Raw genomic sequence first — 16,842 nt, forward strand, 5'->3', positions numbered from 1 at the left:
ACAAAGGGAGCTTTGCTCTCTTTGTTTAACTCTTCTTTTAGCCTTATTTTTTTATAATCAAAGCAATTTTTTTATTTTATTTTAAACGGAAATCCGATGCAAAAGCTAGCTGTAAATGAAGCTGCAGAAATTTTAGGCATAACAAAAGAAGCAGTCTATAATAGAATTCGCCGAGGCTCGTTAAAAACAGTCATTGAAAATGGCACTAAATTTGTCATCCTTGACGAGGAGTCAAGCAGTGAAAAACCCACAAAAACCGCCCCAAAAAGCACAAAAACTAAATCCCAAAACGACGAGTTTGTAAGCTATTTGCTAAATGAGCTAAATGAGCTAAAGAGCTTAAATTTAAATTTGCAAGCCGATAAAGATAGGCTTTTTAAAGAAAAAGAGCAGATGCTCATCGAGCGTAAAAATGAAATTTTGCAAATTTACAAGGACAGAGACGAGAAACTCATGCAGTTTCTAAATGCTATGCAAAGACCACTTTTAGCGCCTAAAAACGAAAGTGCCGCAAGCGAAGTGGCGATAGATGCGCAGATAGAGGACGAGTCAAAATGGATAAATTTAAGCGAATATCTAAAGGAGTTAAATTTAAAACCAAAAGCGACAAAAAAGATCAGTGAAAAGATAATAAAAGCGATACATCACTCCAAATTTATCAAATTTAAACGCGGCGTGATACTTGTTAGAAGACATAAAAATTTAAAAGAGTTGATAGGAGAGATATGAAACACATCAAAAAAATAGCAACTTATGCTGCGGTTGGGGGATTTGGTGCCATTATCATGGCTGGACTTGCAGGTTGCGGAAGCGACGATGGCGGCAATGAAAACGCACTAAATGAAGTTGCGCAAAAAAACGGTGCCTTTGTCATCATCGAAGAGAGCGCACCTGGCGTTTATAAAATTTTAGAAGAGTACCCAAGCACCGAAACTAGGGTCGTGCTAAAAGATATAAACGGCACTGAGCGCGTGCTAAGCAAAGATGAGATCGACAAGCTTCTAGCGCAAGCAAACGCAAAGATCGACAATAACACTTCAAATTTGACAAGAACGAGCGACGCACAGCTAAGTAGCGGCGGACTAAGTCTTGGCGAGACGATCCTTGCCTCAGCAGCTGGCGCGATACTTGGTAGCTGGATAGGCAGTAAGCTTTTTGGTAATCAAAATTTCCAAGCAAATCGCCAAAGCACATATAAAAATCCAAGTGCTTACACAAGAAGTGTCGATAGCTTTAACAAGCAAAAAGCGGCAAATTCTGCAGCAAGAAGCAGTGGTGGAAAGAGTGGGTTTTTTGGTGGTGGCTCAAAGTCAGGCTCTAGCTCATCAAGCTTTGGAGGCTGAAAATGATAAATTTAAGAAAAATCACCCCGTTAAACAACGAATTTATGGAGAAAATAGGCTTTGCGTGGCATACAGATAACGATAATAGCTCATATATCGCTGATGAGATCGTGCAAGTAAGCGAAAAAGAGGCAAATGCCTACTATGAGGCTGCAAATGAGCTATATGATATGTATGTAAATGCCGCTCAGCACGTCATAGACAACAACCTCTTTCACGAGATAGGCATACCATTTAACCTTGTTGATATCATAAAAAATAGCTGGGAAAATGACGTTCATTGGCACCTTTACGGCAGATTTGACCTAGCGGGTGGGCTTGATGGCAAGCCTATAAAGCTCATCGAGTTTAACGCCGACACGCCAACGGCAGTCTTTGAGACCGCGATCATCCAGTGGGCGATGCTAAAGCTAAATCACATGGACGAAGCAGCCCAGTTTAACGACCTTTACGAGTCGCTAAAGCAAAATTTCAAACGCCTTATCACGCTTGGCGACGAGGATGCCGACTTTGACGAGCTTTACGAGGGCTGGGGGATACTATTTAGCAGTATCGCAGGCAGTATCGAGGACGAGCAGACCGTAAAACTACTGCAATACATCGCAAAAGAGGCTGGCTTTAAAACAGACTTTGCCTACGTTGATGAGGTCGTTTTTGACGATAATGAGGGAATTTTTAAAGGCGATGAAAATTTCGAGTACTGGTTTAAGCTCGTGCCTTGGGAGAGCATAGCGATCGATGAGGGCGAGCTAGCACTCATACTCTCAAACATCGTCAAAAATCAAAAAGCTATCATCATAAATCCAGCCTACACGCTGCTTTTCCAAAGCAAGGGGATTTTAAAAATCCTTTGGGATCTATATCCTAATCACCCGCTCTTGCTTGAAACCTCAAACGAGCCGCTAAAAGGCAAAAAATATGTGAAAAAGCCGGTATTTGGCAGAGAAGGCGCAAACGTCTCGATACACGATGAAAACGGCGCACAAATAGCAAGTAATGATGGCGAATACGACTCAAACAAAGCGATCTATCAAGAATTTTACGAGTTTAATCAAGATGAGAGAGGCGAGAGCTACCAAGCTGGCGTATTTTACGCTTATGAGGCATGCGCGCTTGGATATAGAAAGGGCGGTAAAATTTTAGATAACTACTCTAAATTTGTAGGACATTTCATTAAGGACTAAAGATGAAGATCGTTTGTTTAGACGCGGCCACGCTTGGCGAAAACGTTGATCTTAGTGTTTTTAAGAAATTTGGCGAGTTTATCAGCTATCAAAAAACCAAAAGCAATGAGGTCGTGCCACGTCTAAAGGGCGTTGATATCGTCATCACAAACAAGGTCGTCATCGACAAAGCCGTGATGGACGCGACAAATTTAAAGCTTATCTGCATAAGCGCAACTGGTATGAACAATGTAGATATTGAGCACGCGAAGGCTAAAAATATAGCTGTAAAAAATGTCGCTGGTTACTCGACCGCAAGCGTCGTTCAGCACACATTTGCCTTGCTTTTTGAGCTAACAAATCGCACCAAATTTTATGATGAATACGTAAAAAGTGGTGAGTGGGTGAAGAGTGAAATTTTCACCTATCTTGGTGCAGATATCAGCGAGATCGCTGGCAAAGAATTTGGCATCATCGGCCTTGGCGAGATAGGGCGTGGCGTGGCGGCAGTCGCACGTGCATTTGGCGCAAATGTGAGCTACTACTCGACAAGCGGAGCGAATAACAATAGTGAATTTAAGCAAAAAAGCTTAGACGAGCTACTAAGAGGCAGTGACATCATCAGCATCCACGCACCGCTAAATGAAAAAACTAGAAATTTACTAGGCGCAAACGAGATAAATTTGCTAAAAGATGATGCGATAGTGCTAAATTTAGGACGTGGCGGCATAGTGGACGAAGCGGCGATGGCAAGGGCGATAGATGAGAGAAATTTACGCTTTGGCACGGATGTTTTAGAGAGCGAGCCAATGAGCGAAAATAGCCCATTTTTAAATGTAAAAAAGAAGTCAAATCTACTCATCACGCCGCACGTAGCATGGGGCAGCTTGGAGGCTAGAAAACGGCTAATCTCGCTCATAGTTAAAAATATAGAAGAATTTATAAAAGGATAGAAAATGGCAAGCGAACACAGCTTTGATATAAGTGCTGAGGTCGATATGATGGAGGTTAAAAACGCTCTTGAAACGGCCAAAAAAGAGATCGCAGCAAGGTATGACTTTAAGGGGCTTGCGGCTGAGGTAGAGCTAAATGAAAAAGAGAAATTTATCACGCTTCTTAGCTCAAGTGACAACAAGATCGACGCGCTAAAAGACATCGTCATCTCAAAGCTCATCAAGCGCAACATCCCACCAGTTGCGATCACCGAGACAAAAAGAGAGCCAGCTAGTGGCGGAAATTTAAAAGCGACGCTAAAGTTAAACGACACGCTTGATGGCGAAAACTCAAAAAAGATCACCAAAGCGATCAAAGACTCAAAGATCAAGGTGAGCGCGCAGGTCAGGGGCGAAGAGATCAGGGTGACAAGCAAAAGCATAGACGATCTGCAAGAGTGTATAAAGCTCGTTAGGGGGTTAAATTTAGAGCTTCCGATAAGCTTTAAAAACTTAAAATAATGGCTTCTCGTGAGTGCCTTTAAATGAGCTAGAAAAACTTTCGCTCCGCAGGCTATATCGCATATTTTCGCTTTATTATGCGTCGTTGATTCAAATTTTTGCTCGGTCATTACCAACTCGGTAACTCCCGTCACAAAAATTTAAATCGCCTCGCCTAATTTTGCGAAATAACTATGTGGCTTTTGTATTTAAAATTTTACAGGATTTTGGGCTAAATTTGCGAAATTTCGCATGGTTTTCATGTTTAAATTTAGCAGGTTACTGGGGTAAATTTGGCGTATTTCTGGGCGAATTTCGCCTTATCGTTTTATTTAAATTTGATCTATCTAAATTCTAAAAAAGGGTAAAAAATGGGCTTTTTTAAGAAAATTTTTGGCAAGCAAATAGACCTTGGCGAGCAGATGCCGATCTATTTTGTAAGCAGCGACGAAGACTACATGCAGCGCGCATTTGAGCAAGCTCGTGAGAGCTTTAGATATTTTTGGCGTGAGCTTTACTGGGAGCGCCGCAGGATCGTGCCAGGGCTTGATTATGCGATGGTAAAAATTTGCTTTCTTGACACCATAAACGGCGAAGAGGTGGGCGAGCACATGTGGATAAACGACGTAGAATTTGACGGCGAAACGATCTATGGCACGCTTGTAAATGAGCCAGACACCGTGCAAAACGTAAAAGTTGGCGATCAAGTAAGCGCAAAGATAGATGAGATGAGCGACTGGCTCTTTGCCATTGGCGGGCGCGCTTACGGCGGATTTAGCGTGCAGGCGATGCGTTCACGCATGCAAAAAGATGAGCTAGCCGAGCATGACGCGGCTTGGGGACTTGATTTTGGCGATTTTAACGATATTTTGGTAGTTTTTGAGCAAAAAGAGCACCCAGAAAATTTGATAGAACATCCGATGAGTAAAAATATGACCGAGCAGTTTGAAAACTACGTAAAAGAGCACCCAAGCATAGCCACAGATGCTGATGAGTTTGGATATACGCAGCTTCACCACGAGGCTATCGCTGGAAATTTAAACCTTGTAAATCTCTTGCTAAAATACGGCGCTGATAAAAATGCCCGAACAAAAAGTGGCAAAACAGCGGCTGAATTTGCTGAGAATTTGGGCTGGGAGCACATCGCAAAGGTGCTTAGATAGTTAAATTTATAAATTTAATAGGGTGGATAAAATTTTGAGCTACAAAGACATTTTAGATGAAAAAGATGAGAGCGTTAAAAACGCTAAAAAATTTGTAAATTTCTTAAAGGCAAATTTTTCAAACTGCGAGATAAGAAGCAGCAAACAAGCGCGTTTGATCGCACTTTTAAATGAAGAAAACGACCTTTTTGATAGGCTAAATAGGACAAATTTTGCTGAAGTTTCAAAAAGGCTCGGCGAGATAAAAGAGCAGATCACTCTTGTTATTTTGGATATCAAAGATGAGATCACAAAAGACTTTGATGAAAAAAACTATGAAATTTATAAAAGGGTGCTCTCAAGAGAGCCAGAGGAGCTTGAAAATGTCAAAAATGAGCTACTTTTAAACTCCTTTTTCGAGAGCCATTTGGGTGAGCACTCGGCAAATTTAAAGGCAAATTTCATAAAAGAGTGTGTCACAAATTTCTTTAAACACTCAAATTTCATCGTGCCTATCATCAGCGTGCTTTGCTACTTTTTATATTTTGGCTTTGAGATAGGATATTTTCCAAGTTTAGATAGCTCACAGATGATATTTACGGGCATTTTGCTCTTTTGTGCGACTGCATTTGTCACCGTTTTTGAGATATTGCTCCTCGTTTTTGTCTCATTTTTGTATCAAAACGACGATAAAAAGTATAAATTTAAAAAGCCAAAATTTCTATTTTTTTATAATTCAAATTTCATCTACATTTTAACGCTCGTCTCCTTTGCTATTTTGGCCTTTGCTGCTTTCAGGCTAAACTACGGCTGGGGCGCTATTTTATCGCTATTTTTGCTATCTTACACTGGGGTAAATTTAGCAGTTTTCTTTAAAGATAGACCAAATTTAATCATCTATCTTTTATCGCTTACCATGCTTTTGCTCTTTATCATTTCAGTCGTTGTTTTAAAAAATGGCGGATTCTTAGCACTTTGGATGCTATTTTGCTCGTTGATGCTCTCTTTAATGCTGGGCGTTGCGAGCATTAAAGAGACAAGGGATTTTTCATTTGTTTTCTACGCTGCACTCTCGCTTATGATCCTTTCAAACTCGCTTTTGTTTATCAAATACACAGCAAAGTCCTTTAATATAGGCGATGTGGATTATAAATTTTTACTTGTAGATAAAAGTGCATTAAAGGCACTACCAAGCTCACTTTGTGAGGCAAAAGGCAAAGAGCAAATGCCTTGCGAGATAGATGAGAAAGCGGTTAAAATTTATGGCATAAAGTCGCTTTGCAATATCGGTAAATTTTACTATTTGCAGGCAAAAGACGGAGAGAAATTTGAGCTTGACTCAAGCAAGATCATTTCAAGGGTTAAAGAGTAAGTAGGCTAAGCTTAAATTTATAGAGTAAAAGCGAGCTAGATATGTAAAAATCGCAGGTTTGTAAAAATAGAAAATTTAAAAAATGATTGCATTTTTTACTCAAAATTTACGTTAATGCAAGGCTAAATTTATTAAAATTTGGCTATCCTAATGGATTAAATTAAAATTAACTTATTTAAGGCGATTAATTATGATTTTTAAAAATATTGTTGAGAGTTTTGCTGTAAATTACGCTCATAATTCTATACAAAAATCGCTATATAACGAATTTAACATAGACATTTTAAACACGACTTACACCAAAACTCCAAAAAAAGACAAAAAGTACATGCTCTACGCTCATGTGCCGTTTTGTCACACATTTTGCCCGTATTGCTCGTTTCATAAGTACCACTACGAGCAGGAGCTTGCGAAAATTTACTTTGAAAATTTACGCGAGGAGATGAGGCAGATAAAAGAGGCTGGATTTGACTTTACATCGCTTTACGTGGGCGGTGGCACGACGCTTATAAATGAGCCAGAGCTTGAAGAAACGCTAAAACTAGCAAAAGAGCTCTTTAGCATAGAGGACGTCTCAGCCGAGAGCGACCCAAATCACATCTCACCAGAGAGCCTGAGCCGCTTTGATGGGCTCATCGACCGTTTAAGCGTTGGCGTGCAAAGCTTTGATGATGAGACTTTAAAAAGGGTTGGCAGATATGATAAATTTGGCTCGGCTGAGGAGACAAAAAGAAAGATAGAGCAGGCTCTTGGCAAGATCCCAGTTATCAGCCTTGATCTCATCTTTAACCTGCCAAATCAAACAAAAGAGCAGCTAATAAACGACATAAATGTCGCAAAATCAATATCTCCGCAGCAAATCACATTTTATCCGCTCATGAAATCAGAGCTAACAAGAGAGAACATCGCTCGCGCACTTGGCGTCTCAAACGTTGATAATGAGCGCGAATTTTATGAGATCATCGTGAGCGAATTTGCCAAGAGTGGCTACAGGCAAAGCAATGCCTGGGCATTTTCAAATGAAAAAAGCGCAGACCTTCGCGACGAATATGTAGGCTCAAATTTAGAGTATGTGGGCGTTGGTAGTGGGGCATTTAGCTTTCTTGACGGCGAGCTAGTTATTAATGCCTTTAACCTACTTGACTACGGCAGAAAGGTCAAAGCAAGACAAAGCCCAGTCATCGCAAAATGCGCATTTAGCAAAAAAGAGAGACTAAAATATACATTTTTAACAAGGCTTTTTGACGGCGCAGTCGATATCAAAACCTACAACGAGCAAAACGACGCAAACATCAACAAAGACCTATTTGTCGAGCTTAGCTTGCTAAAACTTGTAAATGCGATCTACGAAGAAAATGGCGTTATCAAGCCAACATTTTTTGGCAAATATATCTGCGTCGTGCTCATGCGCGACTTCTACGCTGGCATGGATAAGGTGCGCGCGATATTTAAGGACGATGCGAAGATCAAACGCAGCAAGGTGCTTCACATCATGAGTGAAAATACCGAGCAAAAATTTGATCAAAACATCATTCAGCCACGCGTTGCGATGTAATGCTTGCGAATTTAATAAAAAGCAATCTTTTTTCAATAATCAAAATAGTGATCCTGACGCTTGCCTTTAGTGGGCTTGGCGTTTGGACGCTCTCTTTTATCAACAACGAACTTGTAAATTTAAAAGAATTTGACGCTTTTGTGGCGGTTAAATTTATAGCTATCTTGATCTTATTTTTCATAAGCGCCATCGCCGCAAATATCTCGCTTACAAATTTCGGACATAAATTTATCTACGAGCTTAGATATCAAAGCGTAAAGCAAATTTTAGACACGCCAAATAGCGTGATAAACGAGATCGGCAAGGCAAAGATCATAGCCAGCCTAAACAACGACATAAAGACGATTACTTTTGCCTTTATGAGTGCTACTGGCTTCATACAAAGCCTAGTTTTCATCATCTGTGCCAGCTTTTATCTAGCCTACATCGCGCCAAAGGTTTTTATATTTAGCGCCGTTTGGATCGGCGCAACACTCGTTATAAACACGTTTTTGATGAAAAAGATACACCTTTACTTTAAAGAGTCCAGAACGCAAGATGACGCGCTGCAAAAGAACTATGACGACATCGTAGAGGGGCACAGGGAGCTTAGCCTAAACAGATCAAGAGCAAGTGTCTGCTTTGATGAGCTAAATTTAACAGGTGATAAAAAGCGCCAAAGCATGGTAAAAGCAGACGTTTATCACGCACTAAGTGATAATTTCACAAATGTAATGCTTCTTGGCGCGGTCGGACTTTGCGTATTTTTGTGCGTGGCATTTGGCTGGGCAAGCCTGCAAACGGCGCTAAGTATCAGCCTTACGATACTATTTTTAAGAGGCTCATTTATGAGTATGGTTGGCTCCATACCAGCCGCACTTAGCGCAAAAGTGAGCTTAGAGAAGATAATGAACTTAAATTTAAATGATTTCAAAGAGGGCTTTAAATTTGATGATAGCCTAAGCGATGAGTGGCAAAGCATCAGGCTAAAAGATGTAAATTTTAGCTACGAGCAGGGCAAATTTAGCCTAAAAGATGTAAATTTAGAGATCAAACGCGGCGAGATAACATTTATCATCGGTAAAAATGGCAGTGGCAAAAGCACGCTTATAAATTTACTCTGCGGTCTTCTTCGCCCAAGCAGCGGCGAAATTTACCTTGATAGCATAAAGATAGATGAGGCAAATTTACAAAGCTATCAGGCAAAGATAAGCGCTATTTTTGCTGATTTTTATCTATTTTCACAGACGCTCTCTCGTGATGGTTTTGCCAGCCAAAGCGATATAGAAGAGCTTTTGGTGCTGCTTGAGATCGATAAAAAGGTAAGTATCGTGGATAATAAACTTAGCACCACGCAGCTCTCAACTGGTCAGCGAAAGCGACTAAGCTTGCTAATAGCCATTTTAGAGCGCCGCTCTATCCTTATCCTTGATGAGTGGGCGGCTGATCAAGACCCACTATTTAAGCGTAAATTTTACAAAGAAATTTTGCCATTTTTGCAAAGCAAGGGCATAAGCGTCATTGCCGTGAGCCACGATGATAGCTACTTTGACGTAGCAACTAGGATCATTTTAGTTAAAGATGGCTTTGTGCGTGAGCTTGATGAAAGTGAGCGAGCTAGCGCTGCAAAAGACGCCGTCGAAAAGATAAAATAAGAGTATTTTTTACACAAAAAGAGATTTACATCACTACTCTTGAGCTATTTCAAGCTCAAATAAATTTAAATTTAGTAGAATTTTGAAAAATTAAAAAAGGCGAAGTATGTCACACTCAGAGCTTGGCAGCACCTATCTTGGCGCTTTTATCATACTTTTGTTAGCTACTTGTTCGTTTAGCTTGATAACATTTTTATCTTCAAAGATAAGCAAAAAGCTAGCCAACCGCAACACCGAGCGCCTAAAAGTAGGCTTTTACGAGTGCGGACCGACAACAGTAAAACAGCCAAATAAAATAAATATCCACTACTTTTTTTATGGAATTTTATTTATTTTATTTGACGTTGAGGTCATCTTTATGTATCCGTGGGCGGTGGATTTTAGGCTGCTTGGGCTATTTGGGCTTATCGAGATGCTACTTTTTGTAGTGATCTTACTCATCGGCTTTGCCTACGCTTGGCAAAAAGGAGTCTTTAAATGGCAAAGCATCAGATAAACTACGCTGCAAATGGCGGCCTGCCAGTAGTTTTGACAACCGTTGATAAGCTCGTGCAGTGGGGCAGGAGCAACTCGCTATGGGCGCTTAGCTATGGGCTTGCTTGCTGTGCGATCGAGATGATGGCAAGTGGTGCTAGCAGATATGACTTTGACAGGTTTGGCACCATTTTTAGGGCTAGCCCAAGGCACTCTGAGGTGATGATCATAGCTGGCACGCTAACTAAAAAGCACGCTGAATTTACAAGGCGCCTTTACGATCAGATGCCTGAGCCAAAGTGGGTCATCTCGATGGGTAGCTGTGCAAACACTGGGGGCATGTTTAACACCTATTCAACCGTTCAAGGCGTAGACCGCATAATACCTGTTGATATCTACATCCCAGGCTGTGCGCCTCGCCCAGAAACGCTTCAGTACGCACTTATGATGCTTCAAAAAAAGATAAGAAAACAAAGTGCATTTAGGGCGCAAAAGCCAAGAAAGCTTGAGATATGAGAGAGTATAAGCCAAAAAACGACCTGCAAAAAAAGCAGTACTACAGCGAGAAATTTTATATCGCCAAGCAGACGCCAAAAGAAGCAGCAAAAGGTTCTAAATTTGACGAAGAGCTAGCCATTTTAGAGCAAAGCGGAGTGCAAATTTTATCTAGCTACGTAGAGTTTGACCAGCTTGTTTTATATGTAAATTCTAGTGAAAATTTTAAAACTCTTGAGGCGTTAAAAGGCTTTGGCTACGAGCAGCTTTGTGAGCTTGCGGCGGTTGATTTTATAGCAAAAAGGGGCGGATATGAGGTATTTTATCAGCTTCTTAGCATCACTAAAAATAGGCGCGCACGTGTAAAGTGCTTTGTCGAAAAGGACGAAATGCTAAAAAGCGTTTGCGAGCTTTATAAAAGCGCAAACTGGGCGGAGCGTGAGATGTATGATCTAAGCGGTGTTTTATTAAAAGATCATCCAAATTTAAAGCGCCTAATAATGCCTGATGACTGGCACTCACACCCACTGCTAAAGAGCTATCCGCTAGTTGGCGACGAGGCTGCTAAATGGTACGAGGTGGATAAAATTTTTGGCGCTGAGTTTAGAGAGCAGATCGGCGAAGAGAACCGTGATCCTGCCTATGTGGATGAGAAAGATACCTTTGGATTTTCACGTGTATTTGATGAAAATGAAGACTACGAATATCAAGAAGAAGGCGGCGTGAAATTTGTCAAAAAAGCTAAATTTAAAGATAGCCAGATAGTAAAGGAAAGACCTTGAGCCAAGCACCAAACCGCTTAAAACCATTTTTTGAAAATTTAGAATTTGAGCAAAATGACGGCAAGATGATACTAAATTTTGGCCCACAGCACCCAAGCGCACATGGTCAGCTAAAGCTTGTGCTTGAGCTTGACGGCGAAAAGGTCGTGCGAGCTATGCCAGAGGTTGGCTTTATGCACCGAGGTGTTGAAAAGATGGCTGAAAATATGACCTATCAGGAATTTATCCCAGTAACTGACAGGATCGATTACATCGCCTCAAGTGCGAATAACTACGCATTTTGCGCGGCTGTGGAGAAGCTTTGCGCCATAGAAGTGCCTCGCCGTGCGCAGATCATTAGAGTTATGCTTTTAGAGCTAAACCGCATCAGCTCGCACCTTTTATTTTTAGCTACGCACGCCCTTGACGTGGGCGCTATGAGCGTCTTTTTATACGCATTTAGAGAGCGTGAATACGTCCTTGATCTCATAGAAAAATACTGCGGCGCAAGGCTAACACATAGCTCGATAAGGATCGGTGGTGTGCCGCTTGATCTGCCTGATGGCTGGTGTGAGGAGCTGCTTAAATTTTGTGAGAAATTTCCAAGCGACATCACGCTTTATGAAGATCTGCTAAGTGAAAATAGAATTTGGCAAGCAAGGCTTGTAGATGTGGGCGTAGTTAGTAAAGAGCTAGCCCTTAGTAGCGGCTGTTCTGGCGTCATGCTAAGAGCTAGTGGCGTAGCACGTGATATAAGAAAAGAAGAGCCATATCTCATCTACGACGAGCTAGAATTTGACGTGCCTTACGCCACCAAGGGCGACTGCTACGCAAGATACCTGCTTTATATGAAAGAGATGCGCGAGTGCGTGAAAATTTTAAAGCAGTGCGTTAGCAAGTATCAGACCAGCAGCCCTGCCATCATCGCCGACGCACCAGAGTACGTGAGTGCTTCAAAAGAACAGATAATGAGCCAAAACTACTCACTAATGCAGCATTTTGTGCTGATAACTCAGGGGCTAAAGCCACCAAAGGGCGAAATTTACTTTGCTAGTGAGTCACCAAAGGGCGAGCTTGGAATTTATATAAACTCAGACGGTAGCGCAAGCCCGTACCGCCTAAAAATTCGCACGCCAAGCTTTTGGCACTGTGCCATTTATGAAGATCTGCTAGTTGGGCAGTATGTGGCAGACGTGGCCGCGATAATAGGCAGTACAAATATCATCTTAGGTGAGGTTGATAGATGAGAAGGGTCGATCTTAGGCATCTAAAGGGCGAGTTTTTGAGCACTCTTGGGCAGCAGATAAAGGCGAGCGAGCCAAGCGAAGTGGTGATATTTTTGTTTGAGATAGGAGATTACAGCGGTGTAACAAAGGCCGTAAATTTGGCTTATAACCTAAACTGTGAGGTGATGAACTCGCTTAAATTTAACCAAGTTGATTGGGCATTAACGATAAAAAAGGGCAAGATATGAAATTTAATGATCTAATAGCAGGCAAGAGCCTAAGTATCGCAAATTTACTAAGTTTGAGCGACAAAAATTTAGCAAAAAAGATAAAAGAGCACGAGTTTAAATACATCTCATGCTTTGAAGATAACGAGCTTGGCAGTAAAAATTTGATCCGCTGCGAGATAGGATCGATCAGCTACGTCTTAGCGCTTCTTTGCAAGTATGCAAATTTGGTGCAAAATGAGTTTTTTGACGAGCTTGATGACGGGCTGATAAGTGGTGAGTGTAACGTGGGCGAGGAGGAGTTTGAGGAGCTTGGCGAGTGGATAAAGGATGTTAAAAACATCATCATTGACGACTCACTCTTTGCTCATCCAGACAAAGAGGCGATCTTTTGGCTACTTGAAATTTTAGGCAAAAATGTCGTCTTGGCAGGTGGCGAAGTGAAAGAATTTGCAGCAGGTGCCGAAGTGGGCGAGCTAAGAGAGCTTGACAACTTTGATGGAGCCGTCATCTATCTAAACAAAAACGCAAGCGACGAGATCGTTGGTGGCGTGCAGTTTGGCATAGTGGCAAAGGCAAAGGACGGAGAAATTTTAAATTTAAGGGCAAAAGACTTTAGCGTGAGGGCTAAATTTAAGCTTGATCCAACGCTAAAAGGCACGGTTGCCGTGCTTGGCGCAAAAAATTTTGATGGATATGCATTTAAACAAGTAGTAGTTAGCAAATGAAAATCACTATAAACGATCAAATTTTAGAGACAAACGAGGGCGAGAGTATCCTAAATATCGCAAGGGCAAATGGCATCTACATCCCTGCGCTTTGCTACCTTAGCGGCTGTTCGCCAACGCTTGCTTGCAGGCTTTGCATGGTCGAGGCAAACGGCAAAGTGGTCTATAGCTGCAACGCCAAAGCCAAAGAGGATATGCAAATTTACACAAATACGCCAGAGATCGCTGCCGAGCGAAATGCGATCATGCAGACCTACTGCGTCAATCACCCCCTTCAATGCGGTGTTTGCGACAAGAGTGGCGAGTGTGAGCTACAAAATTTAACAACTATTTTAAATGTAAAAGAGCAAAATTTTGCCATCACTGACACGCACAAACCACACAAAAAATGGGGGCTAATAAACTACGACCCAGCTCTTTGCGTGGTCTGCGAGAGGTGCGTGACGGTTTGTAAAGATAAGATCGGCGAGAGTGCCTTAAAGACGGTGCCAAGGGGCGTTGAAGTGCCAAAAGAGCTAAAAGATAGCATGCCAAAAGATGCCTACGCCGTATTTAGCAAGATGCAAAAGAGCTTAATTGGCCCAAGCGCTGGCGAAAATTTAGAGTGTTCGTTTTGCGGTGAGTGCATCAGCGTCTGCCCTGTTGGAGCGCTTGTTAGCTCAAATTTTCAGTATAGCTCAAATGTCTGGGAGCTAAGCCGTGTCCCAGCGGCAAATCCGCACCAAAGCGACTGCGAGCTCATTTTTTATGACGTAAAAGAAAAAAGCACTAGCGATAGAAGCAAGCAAATTTATAGGGTCAGCAATGATTTTCATTTTGGTGAGATAAGTGGAGCTGCTAGGTTTGCCTATGACTTTCACAACGAAAATGCCCGTAAAAATGAGGTCAAATTTAACGAGCTCATCTCAAATTTTAAAAACGGCAACATAAAAAATATAAAATTTAATAGCTTCATAACAAACGAGGAGGCGCTTATTTTGGAGCGCTTGAGAGAGAAATTTGATCTAAATTTACTAAACGATGAGGCTTTTAAATTTCAAAATTTCTTAAATGTTTTTAGCGAATTTAGCGGTCTTAGCTCATATAACGCAGACTATGAGAGCCTAAAAAATAGCGACTTTGTGATCACAGTTGGTAGCTTCTTGCGCCACGAGAGCCCAGTTACAAGCTATAAGCTAAATAACGCCCTTAAGATGAATAAAGCTAGTGGAATTTACTTTCATCACATCGCTGATGAGGTGGTAAAGAAATTTTCAAAGAATTTCGCCTGTGTGAGTTATGAGGCTGGCAAATTGGAGCAAATTTTGCTATTTGTGCTTAAAAACTGGAGTGAAAATTTGCCTAGCGAGCTTAAAGAAAGAGTTGAAAAATTTGATGAAAACTTTGGCTTAGAAGTAGCCACTTTGAGTGAGGGTAAGGCTAAATTTACGCTCATTTTGGGTAGTGACTTTTACGCTCATGAAAATGCAAATTTACTAGCTGCCCTTGCTGGAGTGATCGCAAGAGCTACGCCGTTTCGTGTGATGCTCATACCACCACGCACAAACTCGCTTGGCGTTGCTAAAATTTGCACGCTTTCACGCGAGAGAAAGCCTGGCAAGACGCTAGGATACAATGAAATGGGCGAGTTTAAATTTAGCATTTTCGAGGGCGATCTTGACGCTGGTGCGCTAAATCAGCAAGAGGGCACATTTACAAGCATAAATAACGAAGTAGTGCCGACAAATGCGGCTTTGACACATGGCGGCTACTTCTTAAACGATATCGCAAATGCGCTTGGACTGGTGGCTAAAAATACGATCGACTACACAGCAGAGCTGCCAAAAGAGAAGGGCTATAAGGGCGTTAAATTTGATGATTTAGAAAATTTTTACGCAAATGACGGCACAAGCCACAGAGGCTATAAGCTTGAAATTTCAAATTTCACGCCAAATGATGATGTGGAGCCACTTTTTAAAGAGAAAAATGAGCTAAATTTAAAAGAAGACGAAGCACTTATAAGCCTTGCAAATCCTATAAATTTGCCTTCATTTTTTGCAAACTACGCTACACAAACTGCTAAATGCGCGAAACTTTACGCAAGTAGCGAGTTTATGGCTAAATTTGAAATTTCACAAAATGAAGCGGTTATTTTAGAAAAAAATGGGCAAAAGCTTGCCATTTGCGTGGAGCTTGATAGCGAGCTAGGTGGCGTGGCAGCCTATCTTGGCGACTACGATGATAAGATTGATGTAAGCGCCATTTTTGAGCGCAAGAGCTACGCAAGCGTAAAAATAATAAAGGCAGAGAATGAGTGAAATGCTATTTTTCGTGATAACAACTATTGTTAAAGCAGTCGTCATCTTGGCCGTCATGGCTAGCCTTGCAGGACTTGCGACTTATGCTGAAAGAAAGGTGCTTGCCTACATGCAGCGTCGCGTTGGGCCTGATATGGTGGGGCCTGCTGGCGTGCTTCAGATCGTGGCTGACATGATAAAGCTCTTTACAAAAGAGGATATCCTCCCAGCAAATGCAAATAAATTTATATTTCTTATCGCGCCTCTCATCTCTGCTATCGCGGCATTTGCAGCGCTTGCGCCAGTGCCATTTTTGCCTGAGTTTGAGGTTTTTGGACATACGATTAGACCGATACTTGCTGACATAAACGTGGGCGTTTTATATATCGCTGGCGTGGCAGCGGTTTGCGTCTTTTCGCCACTTGCAGCAGGCCTTGCAAGCTACAATAAATTTGCACTAATCAGCGCCGCTCGTGCAGTCGTATCGCTTCTTAGCTTCGAAGTGGTCGCTGGCATGGCGCTTTTAAGCGTTGTCATGGTGACTAGCTCACTCTCGTTAGTTGATATAAACAACTACCAAAAAGGCATCTTTAACTGGCTTATTTTCAAGCAGCCCCTTGCCTTCGTGCTTTTCGTGATGGCAAGCTTTGTGGAGTGCAACAGAACGCCATTTTGCTTAACAGAAAACGAGACCGAGATCGTAGCAGGTTACGGCACCGAGTATAGCGGCATGAGGTGGGCGATGTTTTTCATCGGCGAATACACAAACATGATCGCAGCAAGCATCATCATCACGCTTCTATTTTTAGGTGGTTTTAATGAGTTTTTATTTATCCCAGGCGCTTTGATGATCATTTTAAAATCAAGCCTAGTCTTTTTCTTTTTTCTCTGGACGAGGGCGTCGTGGCCGCATCTAAGGGTCGATCAGCTTAGCATGCTTTGCTGGAAAATTTTACTTCCGCTTGGCATCTTAAATGTCGTAATCACCGGCTTTGCACTACTTATCTAAGGCG

The 16,842-nt window shown here is 41.7% G+C and carries 17 protein-coding genes; all 17 read left to right on the forward strand.

Going from position 1 to position 16,842, the window contains the following annotated elements:
- Positions 1–96 precede the first annotated feature (96 nt).
- On the forward strand, positions 97–729 hold the full coding sequence (locus G6W42_RS01040; RefSeq protein ID WP_194172601.1) for a DNA-binding protein: 633 nt from the start codon (positions 97–99) through the stop codon (positions 727–729).
- Positions 726–1,343, forward strand: coding sequence for a UPF0323 family lipoprotein (locus G6W42_RS01045; protein ID WP_103607312.1), 618 nt, complete (start codon positions 726–728; stop codon positions 1,341–1,343). Before G6W42_RS01040 ends, G6W42_RS01045 begins: the two co-directional genes overlap by 4 nt.
- A gap of 2 nt (positions 1,344–1,345) precedes the next feature.
- On the forward strand, positions 1,346–2,527 hold the full coding sequence (locus tag G6W42_RS01050) for a glutathionylspermidine synthase family protein (protein WP_194172602.1): 1,182 nt from the start codon (positions 1,346–1,348) through the stop codon (positions 2,525–2,527).
- Positions 2,528–2,529: 2 nt separating this feature from the next.
- Positions 2,530–3,459, forward strand: a complete 930-nt coding sequence (locus G6W42_RS01055) for a D-2-hydroxyacid dehydrogenase (RefSeq protein ID WP_194172603.1) — start codon at positions 2,530–2,532, stop codon at positions 3,457–3,459.
- 3 nt (positions 3,460–3,462) lie between these two features.
- Complete coding sequence (locus G6W42_RS01060; protein WP_103558229.1) at positions 3,463–3,960, forward strand: YajQ family cyclic di-GMP-binding protein; 498 nt, start codon at positions 3,463–3,465, stop codon at positions 3,958–3,960.
- Positions 3,961–4,310: 350 nt separating this feature from the next.
- Positions 4,311–5,102: a DUF2314 domain-containing protein gene (locus tag G6W42_RS01065; protein WP_194172604.1), complete on the forward strand. Its 792-nt coding sequence runs from the start codon at positions 4,311–4,313 to the stop codon at positions 5,100–5,102.
- Between the two features lie 34 nt (positions 5,103–5,136).
- A complete protein-coding gene (locus tag G6W42_RS01070; protein WP_194172605.1) occupies positions 5,137–6,453 on the forward strand; it encodes a hypothetical protein in 1,317 nt (438 codons plus the stop codon).
- A 190-nt stretch (positions 6,454–6,643) separates the two neighbouring features.
- On the forward strand, positions 6,644–8,008 hold the full coding sequence (locus G6W42_RS01075; RefSeq protein ID WP_194172606.1) for a coproporphyrinogen III oxidase family protein: 1,365 nt from the start codon (positions 6,644–6,646) through the stop codon (positions 8,006–8,008).
- Complete coding sequence (locus G6W42_RS01080; RefSeq protein ID WP_194172607.1) at positions 8,008–9,642, forward strand: multidrug ABC transporter permease/ATP-binding protein; 1,635 nt, start codon at positions 8,008–8,010, stop codon at positions 9,640–9,642. Before G6W42_RS01075 ends, G6W42_RS01080 begins: the two co-directional genes overlap by 1 nt.
- Positions 9,643–9,748: 106 nt before the next feature.
- Complete coding sequence (locus tag G6W42_RS01085) at positions 9,749–10,138, forward strand: NAD(P)H-quinone oxidoreductase subunit 3 (protein ID WP_194172608.1); 390 nt, start codon at positions 9,749–9,751, stop codon at positions 10,136–10,138.
- Positions 10,120–10,632 carry a NuoB/complex I 20 kDa subunit family protein gene (locus G6W42_RS01090; protein WP_012001120.1) on the forward strand — a complete coding sequence of 171 codons (513 nt, stop codon included), beginning with the start codon at positions 10,120–10,122 and terminating at the stop codon, positions 10,630–10,632. The genes G6W42_RS01085 and G6W42_RS01090 overlap by 19 nt, the downstream gene beginning before the upstream one ends.
- The gene (locus tag G6W42_RS01095; RefSeq protein ID WP_194172609.1) at positions 10,629–11,393 is read left to right on the forward strand and encodes an NADH-quinone oxidoreductase subunit C; all 765 of its coding nucleotides are present in this window, start codon (positions 10,629–10,631) and stop codon (positions 11,391–11,393) included. Before G6W42_RS01090 ends, G6W42_RS01095 begins: the two co-directional genes overlap by 4 nt.
- Positions 11,390–12,619 carry an NADH dehydrogenase (quinone) subunit D gene (gene nuoD, locus G6W42_RS01100; RefSeq protein WP_194172610.1) on the forward strand — a complete coding sequence of 410 codons (1,230 nt, stop codon included), beginning with the start codon at positions 11,390–11,392 and terminating at the stop codon, positions 12,617–12,619. The genes G6W42_RS01095 and nuoD overlap by 4 nt, the downstream gene beginning before the upstream one ends.
- Complete coding sequence (locus tag G6W42_RS01105; protein ID WP_194172611.1) at positions 12,616–12,846, forward strand: NADH-ubiquinone oxidoreductase subunit E family protein; 231 nt, start codon at positions 12,616–12,618, stop codon at positions 12,844–12,846. The genes nuoD and G6W42_RS01105 overlap by 4 nt, the downstream gene beginning before the upstream one ends.
- Positions 12,843–13,553: a hypothetical protein gene (locus G6W42_RS01110; protein WP_194172612.1), complete on the forward strand. Its 711-nt coding sequence runs from the start codon at positions 12,843–12,845 to the stop codon at positions 13,551–13,553. The genes G6W42_RS01105 and G6W42_RS01110 overlap by 4 nt, the downstream gene beginning before the upstream one ends.
- On the forward strand, positions 13,550–15,850 hold the full coding sequence (locus G6W42_RS01115) for an NADH-quinone oxidoreductase subunit G (RefSeq protein ID WP_194172613.1): 2,301 nt from the start codon (positions 13,550–13,552) through the stop codon (positions 15,848–15,850). The genes G6W42_RS01110 and G6W42_RS01115 overlap by 4 nt, the downstream gene beginning before the upstream one ends.
- Complete coding sequence (gene nuoH, locus G6W42_RS01120; protein WP_194172614.1) at positions 15,843–16,838, forward strand: NADH-quinone oxidoreductase subunit NuoH; 996 nt, start codon at positions 15,843–15,845, stop codon at positions 16,836–16,838. The genes G6W42_RS01115 and nuoH overlap by 8 nt, the downstream gene beginning before the upstream one ends.
- Positions 16,839–16,842 lie beyond the last annotated feature (4 nt).

The organism is Campylobacter concisus (genome assembly GCF_015230015.1).
GTDB lineage: Bacteria > Campylobacterota > Campylobacteria > Campylobacterales > Campylobacteraceae > Campylobacter_A > Campylobacter_A concisus_AF.